Genomic DNA, 21,132 nt, shown 5'->3' with positions numbered 1-21,132 from the left:
GCTCTCCAATAGAATGGCTAAAACTTGAGCGAACAAGCTTACATTAAGTCCCACTGACTCAATTCATTTGAGAAGTGGGACTTTAATTGCTAATTAAATGTTAAAGGTTGAAACAATTAACTTTTATCAGCAATATAATATCTAATTGTCTATGTAGACGTCGCATCGATAAAAATAAGACATGTTTTTATACTTAAATTTTATTGATTTAACTTTTTTAAAACCTTTAAATTTCATTTTGCTGAAACGATAACGTCTAATCATTACTTTAGACACCTCGCAATGTTACCGCAGACAACCCGTAGGCTAACGTCAGCAATGCATATTGTTTATGCTTTTTACTTTAGTAAATTCTTTTTGAAATTACATAATAATATTGGGATAATAATGATAATTATTTATCAAGTCGGAGGTACGCTTTTGGATAACTACAAAGATAAAGTTACGATGAATGTGATATTACTTGCTGGTAAAATTTTATTGTCATCTGGCGCTGAGGTTTCTCGTGTTGAAGATACAATGAGACGAATCGCCATTTGTATGGGTTATTATAATAGCCAAGGATATGTCATTAATGTATTTATCAATTTTTCATTAAGTGAAGAACACGATACTCGAATTTTGCGTATTGATAAAAACAGCACTAATTTACTTAAAATATTTCAAGTCAATAATATTTCCCGTAAACTTACAGGCAATCAACTTTCTATAGAAGAAGCTTTTGAAGCGCTGAAAAATATTGATAGATCCAATTTAAGTATTCCACTATGGAAAAAAGTGATTGCGGCAGGTATTATATCGTTAAGTTTTTTATACTTACAAGGCGGTACTTGGTCTGATGCAATTACTACAATTATTGCTGGTGCTATAGGATTTTTAATCGTTGAGTATATGCAAAGTAAATCACTCACCATGTTTATACCTGAATTTGTAGGTTCATTTATCTTGGGCACGACCGTTATATTTGGTTCAGAACTGTTTCAAGTCAATCAATCTTTCGGACCAGCTATGATTGCCTCCGTTATGCCAATTGTACCTGGTGTACTAATAACGACTGCGATACAAGATTTATTTAGTAGACACATGTTAATGTTTACAGCAAAATTTTTAGAAGCACTCGTCATTGCCTTCGCAATTGGTTCAGGTATTGCGATTGCTTACTTAATTTTTTAGGAGGTCACATAATGACAATTTTATTTACTTTTTTATGTAGCTTTAGCGCATCATACTTTTTTAATGTGATATACGATGCCCCTAAAAAATTATTTTTTCCAGCTGGATTTGCTGGCTCAATGGGCTATTTTGTCAGCTACATTTTAGAACAATCCTTCGAAATGGATAGTATATATTCTAGCTTGCTCGGCAGTTTAACATTAGGTTTGCTTGCCCATATTATGAGTCGTATTTTTAAAGCGCCCGTTGTACTTTTTATGATTCCTGGCATCATTCCACTTGTCCCAGGAAGTATTGCTTTTAGAGCGACACAGCAATTGGTGACTTTAAATTTCACTGATGCTACCAATACCTTTATACGAGCAATTTTAATTGCAGGTTCAATTGCATTAGGATTACTACTTTCTGATCAACTATCTAAAACATTAAACATACGAAAATATATTTTAATTAAGCGCAACAGACTATAAATCAACTTAAGCATTTTAGACATCAAAAAATAGCGAGCATCTGAAATTTCCATTAAATCATTTCAGGTTCTCGCTATCTTTATGAATGTGCAAACTGTTTTTATTGTTCATTTACATAATAAAGACCAGTAAGCACATTTTCTGCCAAATTACTTACTTTAATATGAAATGGTTTGTTTTGAATCAAATGGTGCTTTTGCGCATACGCTTCAATGTTTGCTTTATATGGTAATGCACTTTGTGTAACACCACCACCAAGAATAATATGATATACATTAAAGATATTAAACAAATTCGTACATAGTTGTTGTGTTAGTAACACTACTTCATTCATCATACGACTGATATTTTCATTTTCATTATTCATGTAGATGTCGATTGCTTCTCTAGTACTCACCGCTCTTTGTAAAATATCACTCGCTTTACGACTGACTGCTAAGCCTGACAGTTCATTTTCAACACATCCAAATTGGTGACACACCGGACATTGATAATCGCTATTATTTTTTATGATAGTATGACCAATTTCTCCAAAATTACCATCAATGCCAGTAACGAGTTGACCATTTCTTATATATGCCATACCAATACCTGTGCTAATTGTTAAATATATGACATCTTCTACATCTGAATTTAAATATTGATATTCCGCTAATATCGCTGCATCAGTATCATTTACAAAATGTGGTTGAAATGCACTTTGCGCCTTTATAAAATCACCAGCATTAAAGCCTACATATTTCTGTAAATTAGGAGGATTCAAAAACAATCCTTCAGTATAATCACAAGGTCCTGGCATCGCGATATTCAATGTACTTTGCGCTACATTATTATATTTTTTGCTGAATTCATTTGCTATATTAATAATTTTTGTGAATTCTGCTTCCGGGTGATCTACATCCGTCTCGAATTTTTGACTGTCAATCACTGATAAGTCTTGGTCTATAACCCCTACAATGGTTTTCGTGCCACCTATATCTGCGCAAATTTTAAGCATATCCATACACCTCATCACTCATATTATTACTTCAATTTTGGATAAAAAGAGGTGTAGGTTAAATGAATCTGCCTTAACGCAAATCCATGCCCTCACCTCTTAAACATTATACATAACTTATAATCATTGTCATATCACCGTTAAATGCTATGTTTTTATCTTCTGTCGTTAATATAAAATGTATTCCTTTTTCTATTTTATAAACTTCATCATTCGTTTCTACATTACCATTACCCTCAACTATGGATACAAGACAATATGCGCTTGGTTTTTCATAATTTAATGCACCATTGATCATCCAGCGTTCGACCGTGAAGAAATCATTTGAAACAAATTGCGTATATGTTTGCCCTTGTCTCACCTCGTGTTTGGGTGTTGTATTGGGCGAAGTCGCAGCAAGATTAATCACAGCTTTACTCTGCGCTAAATGTAGTTCACGTTGGTTACCTTTGTTGTCAGTGCGCTCATAATCATAGATTCTGTATGTTGTATCGGAAGATTGTTGTGTTTCTAATATTAAAATACCTTCTCCGATAGCATGTACTGTACCAGCAGGCACATAGAAAAAATCTCCCGCCTTCACTTTAACTTTATGAAATAACTTATCAAATTGTTGTTGATCTATCATATCATTCAGTTCATCTTGATTTTCAGCGTTTACACCGTAAATAATTTCAGCATCTTCTTGTGCGTCTAATATATACCAACACTCTGTTTTACCGTATTCACCCTCATACTTTTGGGCATAGTCATTATCTGGATGGACTTGTACTGATAATTTATCTTTTGCATCTAAAATTTTAGTTAGCAATGGAAATTTAACATCACCTGAAACACCAAAAAGTGCTTTATCCTCATTCCACACTTCTTCTAAAGTTTTACCTTGATGCCTTCCATTTTCTATTGTATTTGTACCATTTGGATGCGCCGAAATCGCCCAACATTCTCCTGTATAATCACTTGGAATATCATAATTAAATGTTTTTAGAGCTGTTCCACCCCATATCCGTTCTTGAAATACAGGTTTTAAAAATAATGGCATTGCATGATACCTCCATTTAAATATCTTTTAATATATTATAAATCTGCTTACTATTTGTTGCATTTATTAAATTTTGTCTAGTTTCATCATCCATCAATGTTCTTGATAATCTTTGTAATAATTTGAGATGTGTGTCACTGCTATCACTTGGTACAGTAATTAAGAATATCAATTGAGGTAACGTTCCATCTAAACTTTCCCATTTCACGCCGTGCTTATTATTCATGACTGCTACGATAGGTGCTTTAACCGCATCCGATTTTGCATGAGGAATGGCTACGTTCATTCCAATCGCTGTCGTTGATTCCATCTCTCTCTTTAAGACATCGGATTTTAATTGTGATTGATCTGTAATATACCCTTGTTCATTTAAATTTTCTATTAACTGGTCTATTGCTTCATCTCTAGATAAAGTTTGTTTTGAAATATGAATGACTTGTTCACTAAATACACTTTGTTCTTCTAATGCTTGATTATCCATCGTTGAAACACTATTTTTTTCTGTTTCTATCTCATTTTCTGATTGATCCATACCCATTTCAATATTATTCGTATCAACTGCAAGTGATGGCGTTTGTCTTCTTAAAATTAAAACCACACTCATTGTAACGATACTACCAATGATTACTGCAATAAAAAACCACAATATTTGATCAATTCCGCCTAGCACTGCAACTATTGGGCCTCCGTGTGCAACTCTGTCACCTACACCACCAATTGCAGCAATAACGGCAGCTACCATCGCACCAATCATATTAGATGGTATAATTCTAAACGGATCTTGTGCAGCAAATGGTATAGCACCTTCCGTAATACCGAACAATCCCATGGTAAATGATGCTTTGCCCATTTCGATTTCACCTTTATTAAACTTACGTTTATTGATAAATGTAGCCAATCCTAAACCAATAGGAGGTGTACATACTGCAACTGCAACCATTCCCATAACAGCATAGTTACCCTCCGCGATTAATGCTGAACCAAATAAAAATGCTACTTTGTTTACTGGGCCACCCATATCAAAAGCAATCATAGCGCCAACTATTAATGCTAAAATAATAATATTTGTCCCTTGCATACTCTTTAACCAAGTTGTTAAACCTTCAAAAATACTCGCAATTGGTGCGCCAATCAAGAAGATAAAAATTAATCCTACAATCAATGAAGAGATGATTGGAATAATAATGATTGGCATAATAGGTGCCATCGCTTTAGGTACTTTAATATTTTTTATCCATTTTGCAATATAACCTGCGATAAATCCTGCAACAATACCACCTAAAAACCCAGCGCCTGCATCACTACCATAAAAGCTACCGTCAGCTGCGATTGCGCCTCCAATCATACCAGGTACCAAACCAGGTTTATCTGCAATACTCACTGCAATATACCCAGCCAATATTGGAACCATAAAACTAAATGCTAGAGAACCAATATTTTCAATTGATTTCCAAAAAGAATCATCTGGTATAACTAAACCTTTTGATGAAGCCTCACCACCTAAAGTTAGAGCAATAGCCATCAATAATCCACCAACTACAATGAAAGGTACCATAAATGATACACCATTCATTAAATGTTGATAGATCATTTGCATCCCACTTTTTTGCTCTTGATCATCATCTTTTTGATTCGTATCCCCATTACGATCATGATGAATATGTCCGTCTTTATCAATGATACGTTGAATTAATTCTTTTGGTTTATGAATGCCTTCACGAACACTTTCATTTATAATTAATTTCCCATCAAAACGTGACAAATCTACTTGTCTATCGGCTGCAATGATAATGCCATCCGCTTCTTTAATTTCTTTTGATGTTAAAACATTTTCTGCCCCTACACCACCTTGAGTTTCTACTTTTATATTGACGCCCATTTCTTGAGCAGCTTGTTCTAACTTTTCTTGTGCCATATATGTATGCGCTATACCATTTGGGCACGATGTAATCGCTAATATTTTCATCATTTCATCCTCCTCACATTCAATTGTAAACGCTTTCTAATATTGATAAAAAAACATAATTGCCGTTATCAACGGCAATTATGTTTTGATGAGTTTAATCATATACTGTTTTAGATGTTGTGCATCCATAGTCATAAGTTGATCGACATCATACTCGTTTAATCCAGCTATCACATGTATGATTTTCTTCATTGCTGAGGTATCAGAATTTGCGATGGCTAAGAAGAACACTAATTTAACTTTATTTTGTTTCCATATTAAGCCATGAGGGCATTTAAATATAATAACATGTGAACGCAACACTTTCGCAGGATCACCATGTGGCATACTAATACCAGTCCCTATATATGTTGAAGCAAATTTTTCACGTTCCAATGCACTCTTCATATAACTTTCCGTAATAGCATGGTGTTTCATCAGCATTGACTGTGCGTTTTCAAAAACATGGGTTGCAGTTTCCTCATCTGTCATCGTTTGAACATCAAATTGAATTGCAGATATTTCATCCTGTTTCAACACAGGGTTTCTTTTATTATTGATAAATGATTTAATATGATTTATATCATTATCCGAAAGCAAAGGGGATACCTCTATCACGTGTAATGTATCTGGTAAATCAGCAGTGTCAATGGGATGCGTGGTAATCAACATATCAACATTTGAAAAATTGTAATGAGACAGTCTCTCTAATTTTAAAGTATCAACAATATTTATATGACTATCTAGATTCGCAATTTTCACTTCCAACAAACTTGATATTCCTAAACCATAATAACAGGTTACCACAATGTTAACTTCGTCTTTTTTATTACGATCAATAGATGATTGAAAATGTAATGCTAAAAAAGCAATTTCATCTTCTACTAAGCTTAAATTTGAATCTTTAGCCAAGTATTTTACAGTTTCATACAATGCATTAAAAACAAAAGGATAGTATTTTTTGATCTCATCCGTTAATGGATTATTGATATATACATTTTTAGCGATACGCAAATACGCTCTGCTAAAATGTACTTGAATGTTTTCACGTAAAATATTGTCTTGAGTAAAATTGATACCAACTATTTTTTCCATTTGATGAATCATGCGCGCTACATAGCTTTCAACAAAAAAGGTTTCTATACCCAAATCATATTTATTAAAGTAATAACTAATGAAAAATGAAAATAACTTAGCTGTATCTTTCGATAATCCATAAGCTAATTTATGGTTGATATCTTCTATACACTGCATCGCTATTTCTTCAGCCTCTTCATTTATCACCCATGAATCTTCACTTATCTTTTCCCTTTTTATAATAATGACTAAATGAATGAGTAATTGTTGAATACGCATATCAGAAGTAAAAATATAATGTTGTGCTAATCTGTTTTTAATAATATGACATATGGTTTTGATGTGTGCTTGAGGTATTTCATTAAGTATCAAACCCTCTACCGTCTTTTCATTATTAGACAGTTGATTTAAATGTAATATCGCATTCCTTATATTCATTTCATTACCAGTTATGGTAACACCTTTTTTCTTAATGACCTCAACGTTAATATCAAATGATGCACACCAAGCCTTTATTCTATTTATATAATCATTAGCTTCTGCTTTCGTTACCATAAATGCTGATTCTATTTGATCAATGGTAGTGGGTTTCTGATACATTAATAATTCATATCCAATTTTCATTAACTTTTCATTTTCTTTTGTTAAATACGAATGTATCAATGTCTCTAATTCTGTCTCATCATAATGGTCATGATTGAGTTTATATCCTTTCCCTTTAACACTTGTAATCAAGCGATTTATAATTTCACCATTAATGTATTGTATATCATTTCTCACTGTTCTATTGGAAACACTTAAATAATTAGCTATTTCATCTGCGCTTAGGTAATGATTACTGTTGTTCAACAATAACCTAATGAGTTTAGCATGTCTTATCAACATGATTGCACCGCGCTTTCTAATCGTTTAATTTTTTATTAAATTCAATATTAATATTTAAATACATTGTAGCCATACCTTCATATTAAAGCAAGCAGTCACACTATGATACTTCTGACATAATGATGAAACAAAAATATGAGTACAAAATAAAAAAATGGCAATTTCTATATAAAATCTAGAAATCGCCATTTTTTATGCTATGTGATACTTATGTTTCTCACTCTATATTAAATGAACTTATTTTTGTGCTATATGAATTGTTTGTCTGATATATTGATATGCTTCAACGAGCTGCTGTTCTTCTTGTTCATCCAATGTGATAGGATATCTTTGTACAATACCATGCTGATCAATTAATGTCGGCAAACTATACGCCCCGTCATCTAGCCCGTATTCCTGACTGATTGATGTTAGTGGCATAATTGTGCGTTGATTCAAAGCAATCGCTTGTATCAATGTAGTAGTCACCCTGGAAATCGCTGCATTGGTCCACCCTTTTTGATAAAAAACATCCATTGATACTTCATTGATAATTGATGTAATATGTGCTTTATCAATTAGTGGTGATTGACTTAAAGCTTCATACTCTGATAGTTCCATACCATGAATGCGCACTTTGCTCCATACAGGCACTGCATACTGACCATGTTCACCAATAACAAAAGCTTCAACATTTTTAGGATCAATTTGGTAATGCTGAGCGATAATGGTTTTGAACCTTGAGCTTTCCAATGCTGTACCCGTTCCGATGATTTTATGAGTTGGATAATTGACTTGATTAGCAAAATATACCATCGAATCCACTGGGTTAGAAATTAAAATAATAATAGCTTCTTGCGTTACTTCAGCAATTTGTTTCATAACATTTTTTATAATATCATGATTATCTTGTGCCAATAGTGTACGATCACCATCGTTTTTATCCGTTTGTATACTTGCGGCAATTACTATAAAATCTGCATCAGCTAAATCTTGATATGCGCCAGCTTTAATTCGCACATGACTTGTATTAAACAATCCTTGCGAATGATTATGATCAAGCGCCTCACCGCTTGCAATTTCTTCTTTGCTATCAATTAATACAATTTCTGAAAATAAATTCAAATATTGAACGTCTGTCAATACTTGGCTGCCCACTCTACCAAGTCCGACAATTCCTAACTTAGACATGTTTAACCATACCTCCTCTGTTTGTTAAAACCTATATCATAAATTAATGTTTTTATTTTTCATAAGGTATAACATCTTCATTATATTCTTTTTTTATGAACTTTTTCATATCTTCAGATTGTAAAACTTTTAATAGAGTTTGATACTTTTCATCATCTTTATGGCCTTTTTGAACTGCAATAATGTTAGCAAATGGTGATGATTTACCTTCTATTGCAATAGCATCTTTGTGTGGCGTCAAACCATTATCTATCGCATAATTAGAATTCATGATGACAGCTGCGCCTTCTTTACTTTTATATGTTTTAGGTAAAAATTCTGCCCCTTGCTTATTGTTAAATTTGAGATTCTTTTTATTTTCCACGATATCTTCAAATTTGGCATCTTCAATTTTGACACCTTTTTTAATTTTTATTAATCCTTTATCTACGAAAAATGATAAGAAACGCCCTTCTTCAGCTGGATTATTGGAAACGTAGATTGTAGAGCCTTTAGGAATGTCTTTGATGTCTTTATATTTTTTACTGTATACGCCCATTGGTGTCGTAAATACTTTTCCTACTTCCTCAATATTATAATTATGGTCATCTCTTTCAGCCTTTAAATAAGGTACATGTTGAAAGAAGTTTGCATCAACATCACCTTTGTCTAAAAGTTTATTAGGTACTTTGTAGTCATTAACAACTTTGATTTCTAAATCATACCCCTTTTTCTTCATTTCATCTTTCGCATGTTTTAAAACTTCGCCATGAGGTGCTGGTGATGTAGCAATCGTGATTTTTTTATTTTCTTTATCTTTGGACGAACCACAAGCTACGAGTATTGCAGCAAAACATACTAAAATTGTTAAACTAATCAACTTTTTCATAACATCTCTCCTTAACCTTGTCTGAAAATAAAATTCACTCATTATGTAAAAAAATACTTTCTCTTATTGTAATAAAGAGAAAGTATCCACCTTCTCTTATCTTTGAAAGTAATCAAGATTACTTTCTGTGAATTAGCACCATTTCGTTTAACGATGGTTGCCGGGTTTCATCGGGCACATCCCTCCACCTCTCTAAATAAGAGTCAATCCTATGTATTTGAGTTGTATTAATCCTAGCATTCCACTCATGTATAGTCAATGAATTTTAGAAAATTCTAATTAATTATTGATTAATCTAATGTTAATAAAATTGTTCCATGTGAAACGAATATATTTACACTATGAACCGGCAATGCACTCACATCTTAATTATTTAATTTGTAAGTTTACATAATGGTTTTACTTCTATTTTCAAATAAACATAATGCTGTCCGTATATGAATCCACCAATATTGTGTGGGGTTTTCTAAAATATAAAACATTCGTTTATAATCATTGTTGGCATTTGAAAATATAGATTTCTATTACGTTTTGTATAACAGTTAAGTGGAATATTAATACTGTACTATCTATTAGGAGGTAATACAATGACTTTTGAATTTAAACATGATTTAGGAACGACTGATTTACCAGAAGATATTCATTCAGCAGTAGCTTTAGAATTTTCTTTTGTTGATGCATTCGTTGCTTTAAATATAGATGTTAAAGGCATTGCTGATGATAATGATAGCACAAATTTAATATCACCAATTAAAGAAGCAGTTGGTAAATATAGATCTGTTGGCACTCGTATTGATCCAGATTTTGAATCAATTCGTTCTGCCTCTCCGCAACTTATCATTGGAGATGTTGATCGTCATCAAGATATATATAATGAATTAAGTGAGATTGCACCTACTATTTTATTTAGAAGTTTTGATGCTGGCTATCAAGAAACTTTAGAAATATTCCAACGTATTGGTACAGCAGTTAATAAATCTAAAGAGGCTAAAGAGCGCTTAGACAAACACAATGAATTAATCAATGATTTCAACAAGCAAATTGATATAGATAAAAACAAAGAAACATTGGCGGCTGTAGTTTCTGAACAAGGTATAACTGCACATTCTAACAAAACGTATGTAGGTGAACTTCTAAGTAAATTAGGTTTCAATAATGCACTTAGTGAAAACATTGCGGATAAACTACCTGCATACAGAGAATCAAATTATTTAGAAATGTCATATGAACAGCTTGTTGAGGTTAATCCAGAAAGATTAATTATAATGATTGATGAAAATAATGATGAAGATTTAAACAAATTACAAAACAGTAATCAATGGGACCAACTTGATGCTGTAAAAAATAATAATGTTCATTTCGTAAATAGAGATGAATGGTCAAAACTGCGTGGCTTATTTGCCTCTGAAGATATTGCAAAAACTTTAGCTAATCTTAAAGAATAATGTATCTTTACAATTTTATTATCAGTTTACTCGTTTTTTAAAATTAGTTATAAATGATGAAAGGTGCATTTGGTAAGATTGTTATAGATTTTCATAAGTAAGGCCATTGAAACACTAAACCCGAAACTTACTAGAGTAAGCTTCGGGTTCTTTTAGATGTGCTGTGTTGACATTCGTAAATAATGCACAATGTAAAGCTATCCTCAATAACGGCATATTGTCCATCATTGGTAATATAGGCGGTTTCGCTTTATCATTCAGATGTATAAATTGTAAATAACATTATTATTTTGATTTCAAAGACATTTTTATCTCCACTAATATACACCATAATACTATGCTTTATTGAATATTATGTAATTAATTAAAAATCTAAGAAAGCCTTAACGATAATGCTGTTAAGGCTTTTTTACATAAAAAACATACATTAATAATATCTCGCATCAATGTTTATGCCACTTTCTAATAAATTTCTAAATCTAGTTTATTGGATTCATTCCAACTTTCCATGTTTTATAAGTTAATTTACCACCTTGCCTTTTAAACTTTTCATTACTTACACCGCGTTCATAGGGTGCTGCAGCTTTTATATTAATGTGAGGTGTTACATTTAATAAGTTTGCATACCAGTCAGCCCAAACATTGCCTTTTACAGGATCATCATCTGCTACATTATAAATACCCGAATCAAAGTTTAAAGCCTGAATTGCTGTTTCAATTGCATCATCTATATGAATAAATGATTGAACACCATCTGTGATTGAAATTTCATTATTCATAAATTGATTATAAATCATGCCGTCTTTACCATACCAAGTACCTGGACCATATAATAACCCATAACGCAAAATGACATAATTTTTTATTCGAGCTGTTTCTTTTTCTAATCCATCAACGCCATCTACTGTAATTTTACGATCTCCACTAGATTCGTAATCTAAAGGCGTATCCTCAGTTGCCAACCCATTACCGCCTTCATATGCGAAAGCAATGCTTTGTGATTGGATATGTTCCACGCCGTGCTGAATTGCTGCATCAACAAGATTTTTTGTACCTTCAATTCTAACTTTTGTGTTAGCTGACATATCAACCTGCTTTAAATCAGTAATTTCATTCATGATAATGTCTGGTTTGAAATCACCAATACTGCGTTCTATCGTTTCGTATTCTAAAATATTACCGATATATGCTTGAATACCTGCATTAACTAGTTTCTCCTCACCCTTTTTAGATGTTGTTAATCCAGCTACTTCATAGCCTTCTTCAAGTAAACGCTTTGTCAGTTTCGTGCCAATAAGACCTGTAGCACCAGTTACAAATACTTTCGTCATAATCATCCTCCTTCATGATTCACATTTTATAATCATTTTTATTTTTCTTGTCTAAATTTTATACTACTTTCAAAGATGATAATACACGTGACCTTCAAAAGCTTATGTAACATCTTAAAGGTCATGTTCATTATAAATATCAAAATAATGATATGAGCATGGTTCTACATTTCAAATAATTGCTATATAGTAATCACCACTTTCACTCCATGCTTCATTTATTAAATATACCCACTGCGTATTTAACAATAAACAATGAATTACGTTATATATCACTTGCTTTTGCAACTACTCGGCCAATCCATTACATAATCATCAAAAATTTAATGTTTTTATATTTTGGCTTAGATTATTAAGTCTCATTTCTCAAATATGAAGGATGTTCTTTGATATTTAAAATTTATTGTATATTATGCAATGAGCATGCCTTTAAATTTTCTGTTCATTTCCAATGCGTAACTTTGAACTTTTAGTGGTATATATATAACAATATGAATCATTACATAGATTAAGGAGTGTTTAAGATGCGTATTTTAGTCTTAGGAGCAGGTGGAATTGGAGGCTATTTTGGTGGTCGTTTAGTAGAAAATCATAAAAATGTCACTTTTTTAGTAAGACCGAAAAGGAAATCTTATTTGGAAAGGAACGGCTTAGTCATCCATAGTGAGAACGGTGATTATAGTTTTACCCCTCAATTGATTACTAAAGAAGACAAAGCAGAACCATTTGATGTAATTTTACTATCTTCAAAATCCTATCACCTTGAGCAAGCAATCGATGACTTGAAACCATTTGTTGGGGACCACACAGTGATTATCCCACTGTTGAACGGTGTTGCACATATTCCAAAATTACAAGCTGTTTTTGGTGAAAATAAAGTCATGGGTGGATATTGCATCATTGAAACCTCATTGAATGCCACTGGTGAAGTCGTACAAACTAGTGATTTCGATAAACTTTTCTTTGGAGAATTAAATGGTACGAATAGTGATAGAGCTAAATTAATAGAAGATACTTTCGCTAATACAAAATCTGAATTTATATTAACTTCAGATATCATGCGTGGTATGTGGCAAAAATATCTAATGATTACAGTATTATCAAGTGTAACTACGATGATGCATGCACCAATCGGACCAATACGTGATAGTGAAGGTGGCACTGATTTTATCAAATCATTATATGAAGAAGTTTCATCCATTATGAGAAGTCACCAAGTGCCCATTGACGATACAATAGTTGATCAGTATATGAAAGGACTTACTAAGCTCTCATATCATTTCAAAACATCAATGCAACGTGATATGGAAAAAGGCTTAAATATCGAAGCCGATCACTTACAAGGCTATTTACTGAATTTAGCCGAAGAACATCAACTAAACGCACCATTGCTTTATGCTTCATATCAAAATCACAAAGTTTATAAAGAAATGCTTCAATAAAATCTTCTTAAAACTTAGCTAAAAATTATAAGGAGGCATATCAATGAGCTTAAATACGTACGCACACCCTTTTGATATCGCAACAAGCCTAAAACAACAAGAAATTGGCGTTTATCATGGACATACTTCTGACAATTATGCCAATATGGTTGGCCCTTTTGGTGGTGTGATTGCATCAACATTATTACGAGCAATTATAGAACATCCTGACTGTCTTGGTACCCCAGTTTCATTTACTGTTAATTACGCAGCACCTGTCAAAGACGGCTCATTTATTATTAAGGCAAATCCTACAAGAACCAATCGTTCTACACAACATTGGTATGTTGAACTGTGCCAACATCATGAAATAGTTATCACAGCGACTGCAGTTACCGCAAAGAAAAGAGATACATGGTCTTCAACCGAATTAAACAAGCCAGAAGTGCCAGATGCAGAACGTGTAGACAGTTTATCATTAACTGAAGTCCCACCCTGGGTAAATCATTATGATATTAAAATAGTAAAAGGTGCACCTAGAGCTTACACAAAATCAAATTATGCAGATTCAGTTACATTACAATGGATGAAAGACAAGCCAAATAGACCACTAGATTATTTATCACTTGCTTCAATGTGTGACGCCTTTTTCCCAAGAATATATGTCCGTCGTGAAAAAGTTGTTCCAATAGGTACAGTTTCTCTTACTGTTTACTTTCATTCTGACACGGAAACATTAGAAAAACACAATAATCATCATGTATTAGGACATACACGGGCACAAAATTTTAATAACGGTTTTTATGACCAAACCGGCGAAATTTGGAGTGCTGATGGATCGTTATTAGCTACGACAACACAACTTGTTTACTATAAAGAATAAAACAACACAAAATCCTAGGTTTATGATTTTACATAGCCTAGGATTTTTATGATTACTGTTCTTTCATCGCTTTTTGGTTCGAACGTTTTTGTAATAAAATTGACACTACAGCGACAACAACAATTAAGCCAACAATACCAATGATGCCCAAATATTTTGCTACATTACCAAGCACGACACCCACTACTAAGAAATCTGTATCTGAGAACGTAGTAGCAGCACCACCTAAATCCCCTAAAAATGGCAAGAATAATAATGGTAGGAACGTGATTAATAAGCCATTTAAAGCTGAGCCAGCTACCGCACCTCTAATACCTCCGCGTGCATTACCAAAGACACCTGCCGTAGCGCCCAAGAAGAAGTGTGCAACCACACCTGGAAGTATCACGACACCACCGAATAAGAATAAAATGAACATCCCAATCACACCTACAATAAAGCTGACAAAGAAACCGATTAACACTGCATTTTGTGCATAAGGGAAGACTATCGGACAGTCTAACGCAGGTTTCGTATTGGGAACCAATTTTTCAGATATACCTTTAAATGCAGGCACTATTTCTGCAAGAATTAAGCGAACCCCAGTTAAAATAATAAATACACCTGCTGCAAATGTAACGCCCTGAATAAGTGAAAATACAATAAAGTTTTGCCCATCGCTGATTTCTGAATGTACGAAAGTAGGTGTAGCAAACAATGATGCTACAAAATAAAGCAATGTCATTGTTAAAGAAATACTGATCGTACTTTCTCTTAAAAAACTTAACCCTTTAGGAAAATTGATATCTTCAGTCGATTTTGATTTACTTTTAAATAATTTCCCAATTTCTCCAGCAGCCCAATAACTCAATGTACCAAAATGACCCAAAGCAACTTGATCGTTTCCAGTGATCTTTTTCATTGTAGGCTGTGCTAAAGCTGGTAATATTGCCATAATCAAACCTAAAATAATCGCCCCAATAATCACTGTTAACGTACCTGTCACATGACCAACTGACAATAATATCGCTAAAAATGCGGCCATATAAAATGTATGGTGGCCAGTTAAGAAAATATATTTCAAATTAGTTATACGTGCAATAATGATATTCACTAGCATGCCAAACACCATGATTAACGCTGCAGTCGTACCATATTGTTCCAGTGCAATTGATATGATCGCTTCATTATTAGGCACAACCCCCTGCACACCAAATGCATGTTGGAAAATTTTACCAAATGGTTCTAATGATTGCGTTACTACATTAGCACCCGCACTTAAGACTAAAAATCCTAAAATTGTTTTTATCGTACCTGAAGTAATATCAGTTGCTGACTTTTTCTGAACAATTAATCCAATCAATGCGATTAGGGCAACTAGTATCGCAGGTTGACTCAAAATATCGACGATAAAATCAAGAATTGGCTTCATCGTCCCACCTCCTTATTAATGATTAAAGTACGTTTAAATCTTTTAATTTTTCATCTAGTTTTTGCTGTAATTCTTCTTTATCTAATATATTATCTAACACAATGACATCACCTAAATTTTTTGTGTTTTCTTCTAAATCTCTTCCACAAATAAATAAATCTGCCATATCAGGGCTCGCGCTCATAACATCACTATGTTCAACCTTTATGTCTGAAGGTGCATTTAAATTTTTAAGTGCTTCTTGTGCATTCATTTCAACCATAAAACTACTTCCTAATCCGTGACCACATACTACTAAAATTTTCATTGTCCTCATTCTCCTTTAAATATACTTATAATTTCACTTGATGTTTGTGCATTTAATAAATGTTCTACTGTCTGTTGATTGCCTAAAGTTATAGCTAAATTTCTCAATACTTCTAAGTGTCCTTCATTATCTATAGCACTTAATACAAAAACCAATGAAGCATAGTGCCCCTCTTCTGAAAAGTTAATGTGCTGATTTAGTTTTAACAAACTTAGACCTATCTTTTTTACATTATTATTCGGTCGAGCATGTGCAATCGCTATTTCTGGAGCAATAACTATATAAGGGCCTAATTTTTCTACACTATGAATCATGTCATCAATGTAATCTTGCTGAAAATAGCCTTGTTCTTTCAAAGGATTTGCAGCTATACTAATTGCTTCACGCCAACTTTTAACCTGTTCAAGTACTTGCACTTTATCTGATGATAAAATTTCCAAAGTCATTTTCCCCTCCTTAATGTTGACTCACTTCATTTATGCAGTGCATAATTGCTTCAATATTTCCTGAAAGTAATATATTTCTAGTTTTATCATTCATAATCAGTTCACTAAGTTGTCTCAATGCATTTAAATGAATTTGCGGCTGAGCGGTTGCTAACGTCACAATAATATATACAGGATCATATTGTTCATGTCCAAAGCGAACACCTTTTTGATAGTGTGTCAAACTAAAACCTACTGTCCCTTTAACATGTGTTGGCTTAGCATGAATTAAAGCAATGTGCGGACTGATAACCATATATGGTCCAAATGCATTTAATTGTTCAATGATTTCATCGGCATAAATACAATCAACAATTTGAGTATCAATCAAAGTTTCAATACTTTGCCTAATTGCATCATTTCTACAAAGCGAAGGTTGTTGTGTTAAAATTCTATTTTTTGGTAAGACTTCTTTTAGAGTAGGCCCTAGTCCTTTGATATCATACACATATTGCTCTCTTGATTTATTAATGATTGTGTTAATTTGTTGACGGTCATTTTTATCTAAAAATGGAGAAACATTGAGTATAGGTATTGAAGCATGTTCAAACGGTACCGTTGATATGATATAGTCAACGCCTTCATGCTTTAATAACGTCTCATCAATTTCGTAGATTGAATAAGCATCTACAATTTCAAGTTCAGGGTAAATATGTCGAATTCTACTTCTCAATAATTGTGAAGTGCCGATGCCTGAGCCGCACAGTAAAACTACTTTTAGAGCATTTGTAGTAATTGCTGAAATACGTTCAATGGCTGAAGCAAAATGTAACGTAATGTATGCAAGTTCATCTTTGTCAAAGCAAATACGATAATTCTCTTCCACACCCCAAATATGATTGCGTAATCTTCCTACGATGTGATGGTACTGTTGAAATATTTCATCTGTCAGAGGATTATTATGCGTCATATTGAACTTCAACCGGTGAATTGCTGGTCTTAAATGAACAATTAAGCCATTTAATAATTTAGTATCGTTAATTAAATCTATGCCTAAGTCACCACTCATGCGTTCTATCAATTGTTCGGTTAGAATTTCTAAATCATCTATTGTTTCGTTTTTTTGATTCATCTCTGAAGTTTTAGCCCCTAGCAAATGTAATGTAATAAAGCCTGCTTCGCTTTTAGGGAATTGTATATCGAGTTTTTCTTCCAAAGATGCCTTTATAAGTAATGCCACGCGAAATTGGTCTGTTTCCGCTAATTTGTTATATTCCATATCTGGTATTTCAAAAACAAACTTTTCTTTCGTTCGGTGTATTGCAATTAAAATATGATAAATCAGACCATCAATTGCACTTTGGACTAACTGATAATCCGCTTCAAATAATACTGACACTACAGTTAATCGAATCGTTTCCAATGCTTTATTCGAAAATAGCTTATGCCCTATTTGATGTGTATGGTTTTGAAAATATTCATGGACACGTGTCGCATATGCTTTTCGATAATCTGTTTCTTCACCTTGTATGATAAATCCCTTGTTTTTAATATATTTTAAATTCAAATTATAAGAAGATAACCAAGTCTGTACATTTTTCAGATCTTCAACGATCGTTCTACGTGTCACAGAAACCATATCGGCCAACGTGTTAGAAGATGTTGGTGTATTAGATTCAAATAGCTTTAATATGATATATCGAATTCTTTCTTCTTTAGAATAATGTATTGAAGTCGCTATATATTGAGGAACAATATCATCCAAAGGTTTTTTAGATTCAATCTTTATACCTGCATTTTTATTTCTAAAAATCGTTAAATCCAATTGTTTTGCCATACTTTCTATATATTCTAAATCGTACTGTATCGTCCTTTCTGAAACATTGAATTGGTTAGCTAAGTGATGAATAGTTATAAAGGATTCACGTTCAAGTAAGAATGTTAAGATATGATGCTGTCTCTTGCTTAACACATGAGCAACCTCCTTATATTTATATTGTAACCGCTTACTTCCATTTTTAGATGTGTAATCTCTTTCGTCTCATAATCCGAAAAGTTGCACATCTATCATAAACGATCACTTTTTAAAATTATAATTTATTTAATTATAATTTTATATAAATACTTCAATAAAATATTAAAAAGAGAATCCAACATTAATGTGTTGCATCCTCTTCTCCGTACCTATAATTTTTAATGTATTTAATCAAACTAAAATAAGCCAATGAATATTTGTAACCATGGATTTATGCATGGCGTTTTTATTAGCGATTTATGGAACGTGCAATCATCGATATCGTGTGTCTCTCTCCACGCAACGCCTTACTCAATTCAAATATATTTTCCACAGGAGCTAAACCACAATAACTCCCATCACCAATGTGTTGAATATCCACGCCATATATTTTATTTCGAATGGCAAAATCTCTAATAGTGCTCGGATCAGCGCTCTCTTGACTCGTACCAATTGCTGACATGACAAGTCCCCCTTCACGATGTACTTCTTTGACAATGTCTTTAAGTTGCGCTTCATCGAAACCTGGCACTGTACCCACAGCAGGTACTAGTATAATATCAGCACCCGCTTCAATAAATTGCTTTACATATGCCCTGGTAATCACAGGCTCATCTACACCTGAACTATGCATTTTTCCAGCGATAATCAAACCTGAAAAATGATTTCTTGTATTTTGGATTGCTTCAACTATTTTCTTATTAGATACACCAGTTGCAGGATTTCCAGTCATACATATAAAATCCACCCCTAATGCTTCAAGTATTTGAACAGTTTCTGGACTTGCCTGACGTCCTTCTGCAATTTCTAAGTGTTGCTCATACATATTTGTTCCGTCATCAACAGGTTCTAAGTTCACACCAATGGGTCTACCCACGAGTCGTTTTAATGTTTCTATAACCTGTTCGTGTTCATCTATATTTTTCACTTTTGGATGAAACGCATCAAAGCCATTTAATAAAATCAAATCAGCACCAAACGCACGCGCTATTTCAGCATTGGTAATATCAGGCACGACAGGCGTTTCTGTAACTATATTTTCAGATAAAACTACACGCCCAGCACTCGCCTTAATGCTCTGTTTTAATTCTTCACCTGACATTGCTAGTAGTTCTGAAGCATTGTTACTCAGTATTCGCTTAACCATTTGTATTCCACTCCTTAATATATACTTTAGCTGTCATCTATTTATTATAACTACATGATATAGTAATGATGTTCTTTCTTCCGTAACGACGTCACTGAATCCCCCTATATTTCATTATACACAGCCTCTACTTATTATTATTATTTTTTAAATAAAATCTACTACTATATGCATTTACATTTTTTTGAATTTAAATTTAGTTAATTTTCAAAATAGTAGTGTAACACAAATATAAATGTGATAATATTATATTTTAATATACATATTACAAGGGGGAAGCTTTATGCAGTGTCCAAAATGTGGAAATCCTATTGAAGCATCAGATTTATTTTGTGGAGAGTGTGGTACAAAATTATCTCATCAAACAAATACAACAAACGAAACTAAAAACAAACCGAACCATGCATCCGAACATAATTCAACGGAATCTAATGCAACACAAATATCAACACAAGATTCAACAAAGTCTAATCATAAAAATGAGCAGTTTTCAAAGCATACTTCAGATATTTTCAATGAAGCTAAAACGTTCTTTTCAACTGCTTTCAGACATCCTGATAAAGAACTTGTGAGTCCTCACTTTTTTTCTTACAAAACACTTTTCAGTTTAATCGTAGCAGGATTACTTTTATCCATTATATTACTAACGATATTGATACCTGCAGAAGTTGCATATTTCATGACAAGTAAAGCAAGCGTTGTGTTTAACATTTCACTTTTCTTATTAATAGCAATTACAGTACTATTTGGTATCACTTTTGCACTAATAAAAATATTAAATATTAATTCGACGTTACATAAAGTATTTTCAGATTTCGTTTTAGTCAACACCCTTTCTGTTATTACACTTTTGTTTGGTTTATTATTTTTAGCAATTCATGTTCCAAGTTTTGCAGTATTCCTTATCATTATTGCTATATTATTTACACTCATTGCACCAATATATTTAATTACGAAATACAGCCACAATCAACTTATACGTATGCCTGTCATTTATTCTATATTTATCTATATCATCATTTTAGGAATCATTTTACGTATTATAGTGGAAAGTACTGTTTCTAATACATTAAGTGATTTAAGTTCATTTTTTAATACAGGTTATTAAGGAGGATATTTCA

18 protein-coding genes and 1 riboswitch are annotated in these 21,132 nt (G+C 32.9%); of the genes, 6 read left to right on the top strand and 12 right to left on the bottom strand.

Annotated features, from left to right (window positions below; all coding sequences use genetic code 11):
• The first annotated feature begins 420 nt into the window (after positions 1–420).
• Positions 421–1,173 (top strand): threonine/serine exporter family protein, encoded by a 753-nt coding sequence (locus tag KA830_RS00510; protein ID WP_073344397.1) that lies wholly within the window; start codon positions 421–423, stop codon positions 1,171–1,173.
• Between the two features lie 11 nt (positions 1,174–1,184).
• On the top strand, positions 1,185–1,643 hold the full coding sequence (locus KA830_RS00505; protein ID WP_046206676.1) for a threonine/serine exporter family protein: 459 nt from the start codon (positions 1,185–1,187) through the stop codon (positions 1,641–1,643).
• A 100-nt stretch (positions 1,644–1,743) separates the two neighbouring features.
• Here KA830_RS00505 and KA830_RS00500 read toward each other — a convergent pair whose 3' ends face one another.
• From KA830_RS00500 to KA830_RS00475, 6 genes are all read right to left on the bottom strand, one after another.
• The gene (locus KA830_RS00500) at positions 1,744–2,640 is read right to left on the bottom strand and encodes an ROK family protein (protein WP_204179943.1); all 897 of its coding nucleotides are present in this window, start codon (positions 2,638–2,640) and stop codon (positions 1,744–1,746) included.
• Between the two features lie 106 nt (positions 2,641–2,746).
• Complete coding sequence (gene manA, locus KA830_RS00495) at positions 2,747–3,682, bottom strand: mannose-6-phosphate isomerase, class I (protein ID WP_046206674.1); 936 nt, start codon at positions 3,680–3,682, stop codon at positions 2,747–2,749.
• A 16-nt stretch (positions 3,683–3,698) separates the two neighbouring features.
• A complete protein-coding gene (locus tag KA830_RS00490) occupies positions 3,699–5,648 on the bottom strand; it encodes a PTS fructose transporter subunit IIABC (protein WP_204179942.1) in 1,950 nt (649 codons plus the stop codon).
• A gap of 78 nt (positions 5,649–5,726) precedes the next feature.
• On the bottom strand, positions 5,727–7,589 hold the full coding sequence (locus KA830_RS00485) for a BglG family transcription antiterminator (protein WP_204179941.1): 1,863 nt from the start codon (positions 7,587–7,589) through the stop codon (positions 5,727–5,729).
• A 237-nt stretch (positions 7,590–7,826) separates the two neighbouring features.
• Complete coding sequence (locus tag KA830_RS00480) at positions 7,827–8,759, bottom strand: lactate/malate family dehydrogenase (RefSeq protein WP_204179940.1); 933 nt, start codon at positions 8,757–8,759, stop codon at positions 7,827–7,829.
• A 52-nt stretch (positions 8,760–8,811) separates the two neighbouring features.
• Positions 8,812–9,627 carry a MetQ/NlpA family ABC transporter substrate-binding protein gene (locus KA830_RS00475; protein ID WP_064209198.1) on the bottom strand — a complete coding sequence of 272 codons (816 nt, stop codon included), beginning with the start codon at positions 9,625–9,627 and terminating at the stop codon, positions 8,812–8,814.
• Positions 9,628–9,720: 93 nt separating this feature from the next.
• A riboswitch (SAM riboswitch) is annotated at positions 9,721–9,830 on the bottom strand.
• 384 nt (positions 9,831–10,214) lie between these two features.
• On the opposite strand from KA830_RS00475, the gene KA830_RS00470 reads away from it, so the two are divergent.
• Positions 10,215–11,072 carry an ABC transporter substrate-binding protein gene (locus KA830_RS00470; RefSeq protein WP_046206669.1) on the top strand — a complete coding sequence of 286 codons (858 nt, stop codon included), beginning with the start codon at positions 10,215–10,217 and terminating at the stop codon, positions 11,070–11,072.
• A 479-nt stretch (positions 11,073–11,551) separates the two neighbouring features.
• On the opposite strand, the gene KA830_RS00465 is transcribed toward KA830_RS00470, so the two are convergent.
• Positions 11,552–12,403: an NAD-dependent epimerase/dehydratase family protein gene (locus tag KA830_RS00465; protein ID WP_064209197.1), complete on the bottom strand. Its 852-nt coding sequence runs from the start codon at positions 12,401–12,403 to the stop codon at positions 11,552–11,554.
• A 524-nt stretch (positions 12,404–12,927) separates the two neighbouring features.
• Between KA830_RS00465 and panE the strand changes: the two genes are divergently transcribed.
• Both panE and KA830_RS00455 read left to right on the top strand, forming a co-directional pair.
• Positions 12,928–13,845 (top strand): 2-dehydropantoate 2-reductase, encoded by a 918-nt coding sequence (gene panE, locus KA830_RS00460; protein WP_192946013.1) that lies wholly within the window; start codon positions 12,928–12,930, stop codon positions 13,843–13,845.
• A 43-nt stretch (positions 13,846–13,888) separates the two neighbouring features.
• Positions 13,889–14,707 (top strand): acyl-CoA thioesterase, encoded by an 819-nt coding sequence (locus KA830_RS00455; protein WP_210134048.1) that lies wholly within the window; start codon positions 13,889–13,891, stop codon positions 14,705–14,707.
• 52 nt (positions 14,708–14,759) lie between these two features.
• Here the strand turns inward: KA830_RS00455 and KA830_RS00450 are convergent, their stop codons facing one another.
• From KA830_RS00450 to KA830_RS00430, 5 genes are all read right to left on the bottom strand, one after another.
• Positions 14,760–16,118: a PTS ascorbate transporter subunit IIC gene (locus KA830_RS00450; RefSeq protein ID WP_046206663.1), complete on the bottom strand. Its 1,359-nt coding sequence runs from the start codon at positions 16,116–16,118 to the stop codon at positions 14,760–14,762.
• Positions 16,119–16,140: 22 nt separating this feature from the next.
• A complete protein-coding gene (locus KA830_RS00445; RefSeq protein ID WP_046206662.1) occupies positions 16,141–16,425 on the bottom strand; it encodes a PTS sugar transporter subunit IIB in 285 nt (94 codons plus the stop codon).
• Between the two features lie 5 nt (positions 16,426–16,430).
• A complete protein-coding gene (locus tag KA830_RS00440) occupies positions 16,431–16,871 on the bottom strand; it encodes a PTS sugar transporter subunit IIA (RefSeq protein ID WP_204179938.1) in 441 nt (146 codons plus the stop codon).
• A gap of 10 nt (positions 16,872–16,881) precedes the next feature.
• Entirely contained in the window at positions 16,882–18,822 is a 1,941-nt protein-coding gene (locus KA830_RS00435; protein WP_204179937.1) for a PRD domain-containing protein, read from the bottom strand.
• Positions 18,823–19,114: 292 nt separating this feature from the next.
• Positions 19,115–20,011, bottom strand: coding sequence for a DUF7916 family protein (locus tag KA830_RS00430; RefSeq protein WP_204179936.1), 897 nt, complete (start codon positions 20,009–20,011; stop codon positions 19,115–19,117).
• A 283-nt stretch (positions 20,012–20,294) separates the two neighbouring features.
• Here KA830_RS00430 and KA830_RS00425 point away from each other — a divergent pair, with 283 nt between their 5' ends.
• The gene (locus KA830_RS00425; RefSeq protein WP_204179935.1) at positions 20,295–21,119 is read left to right on the top strand and encodes a zinc ribbon domain-containing protein; all 825 of its coding nucleotides are present in this window, start codon (positions 20,295–20,297) and stop codon (positions 21,117–21,119) included.
• Positions 21,120–21,132: the final 13 nt, after the last annotated feature.

It is taken from the genome of Staphylococcus sp. GDY8P119P (genome assembly GCF_017892075.1).
Classification (GTDB): domain Bacteria; phylum Bacillota; class Bacilli; order Staphylococcales; family Staphylococcaceae; genus Staphylococcus; species Staphylococcus ureilyticus.
The sequence above is the reverse complement of the archived record's forward strand: the minus strand, read 5'-3'. Positions and strand labels throughout refer to the sequence as shown.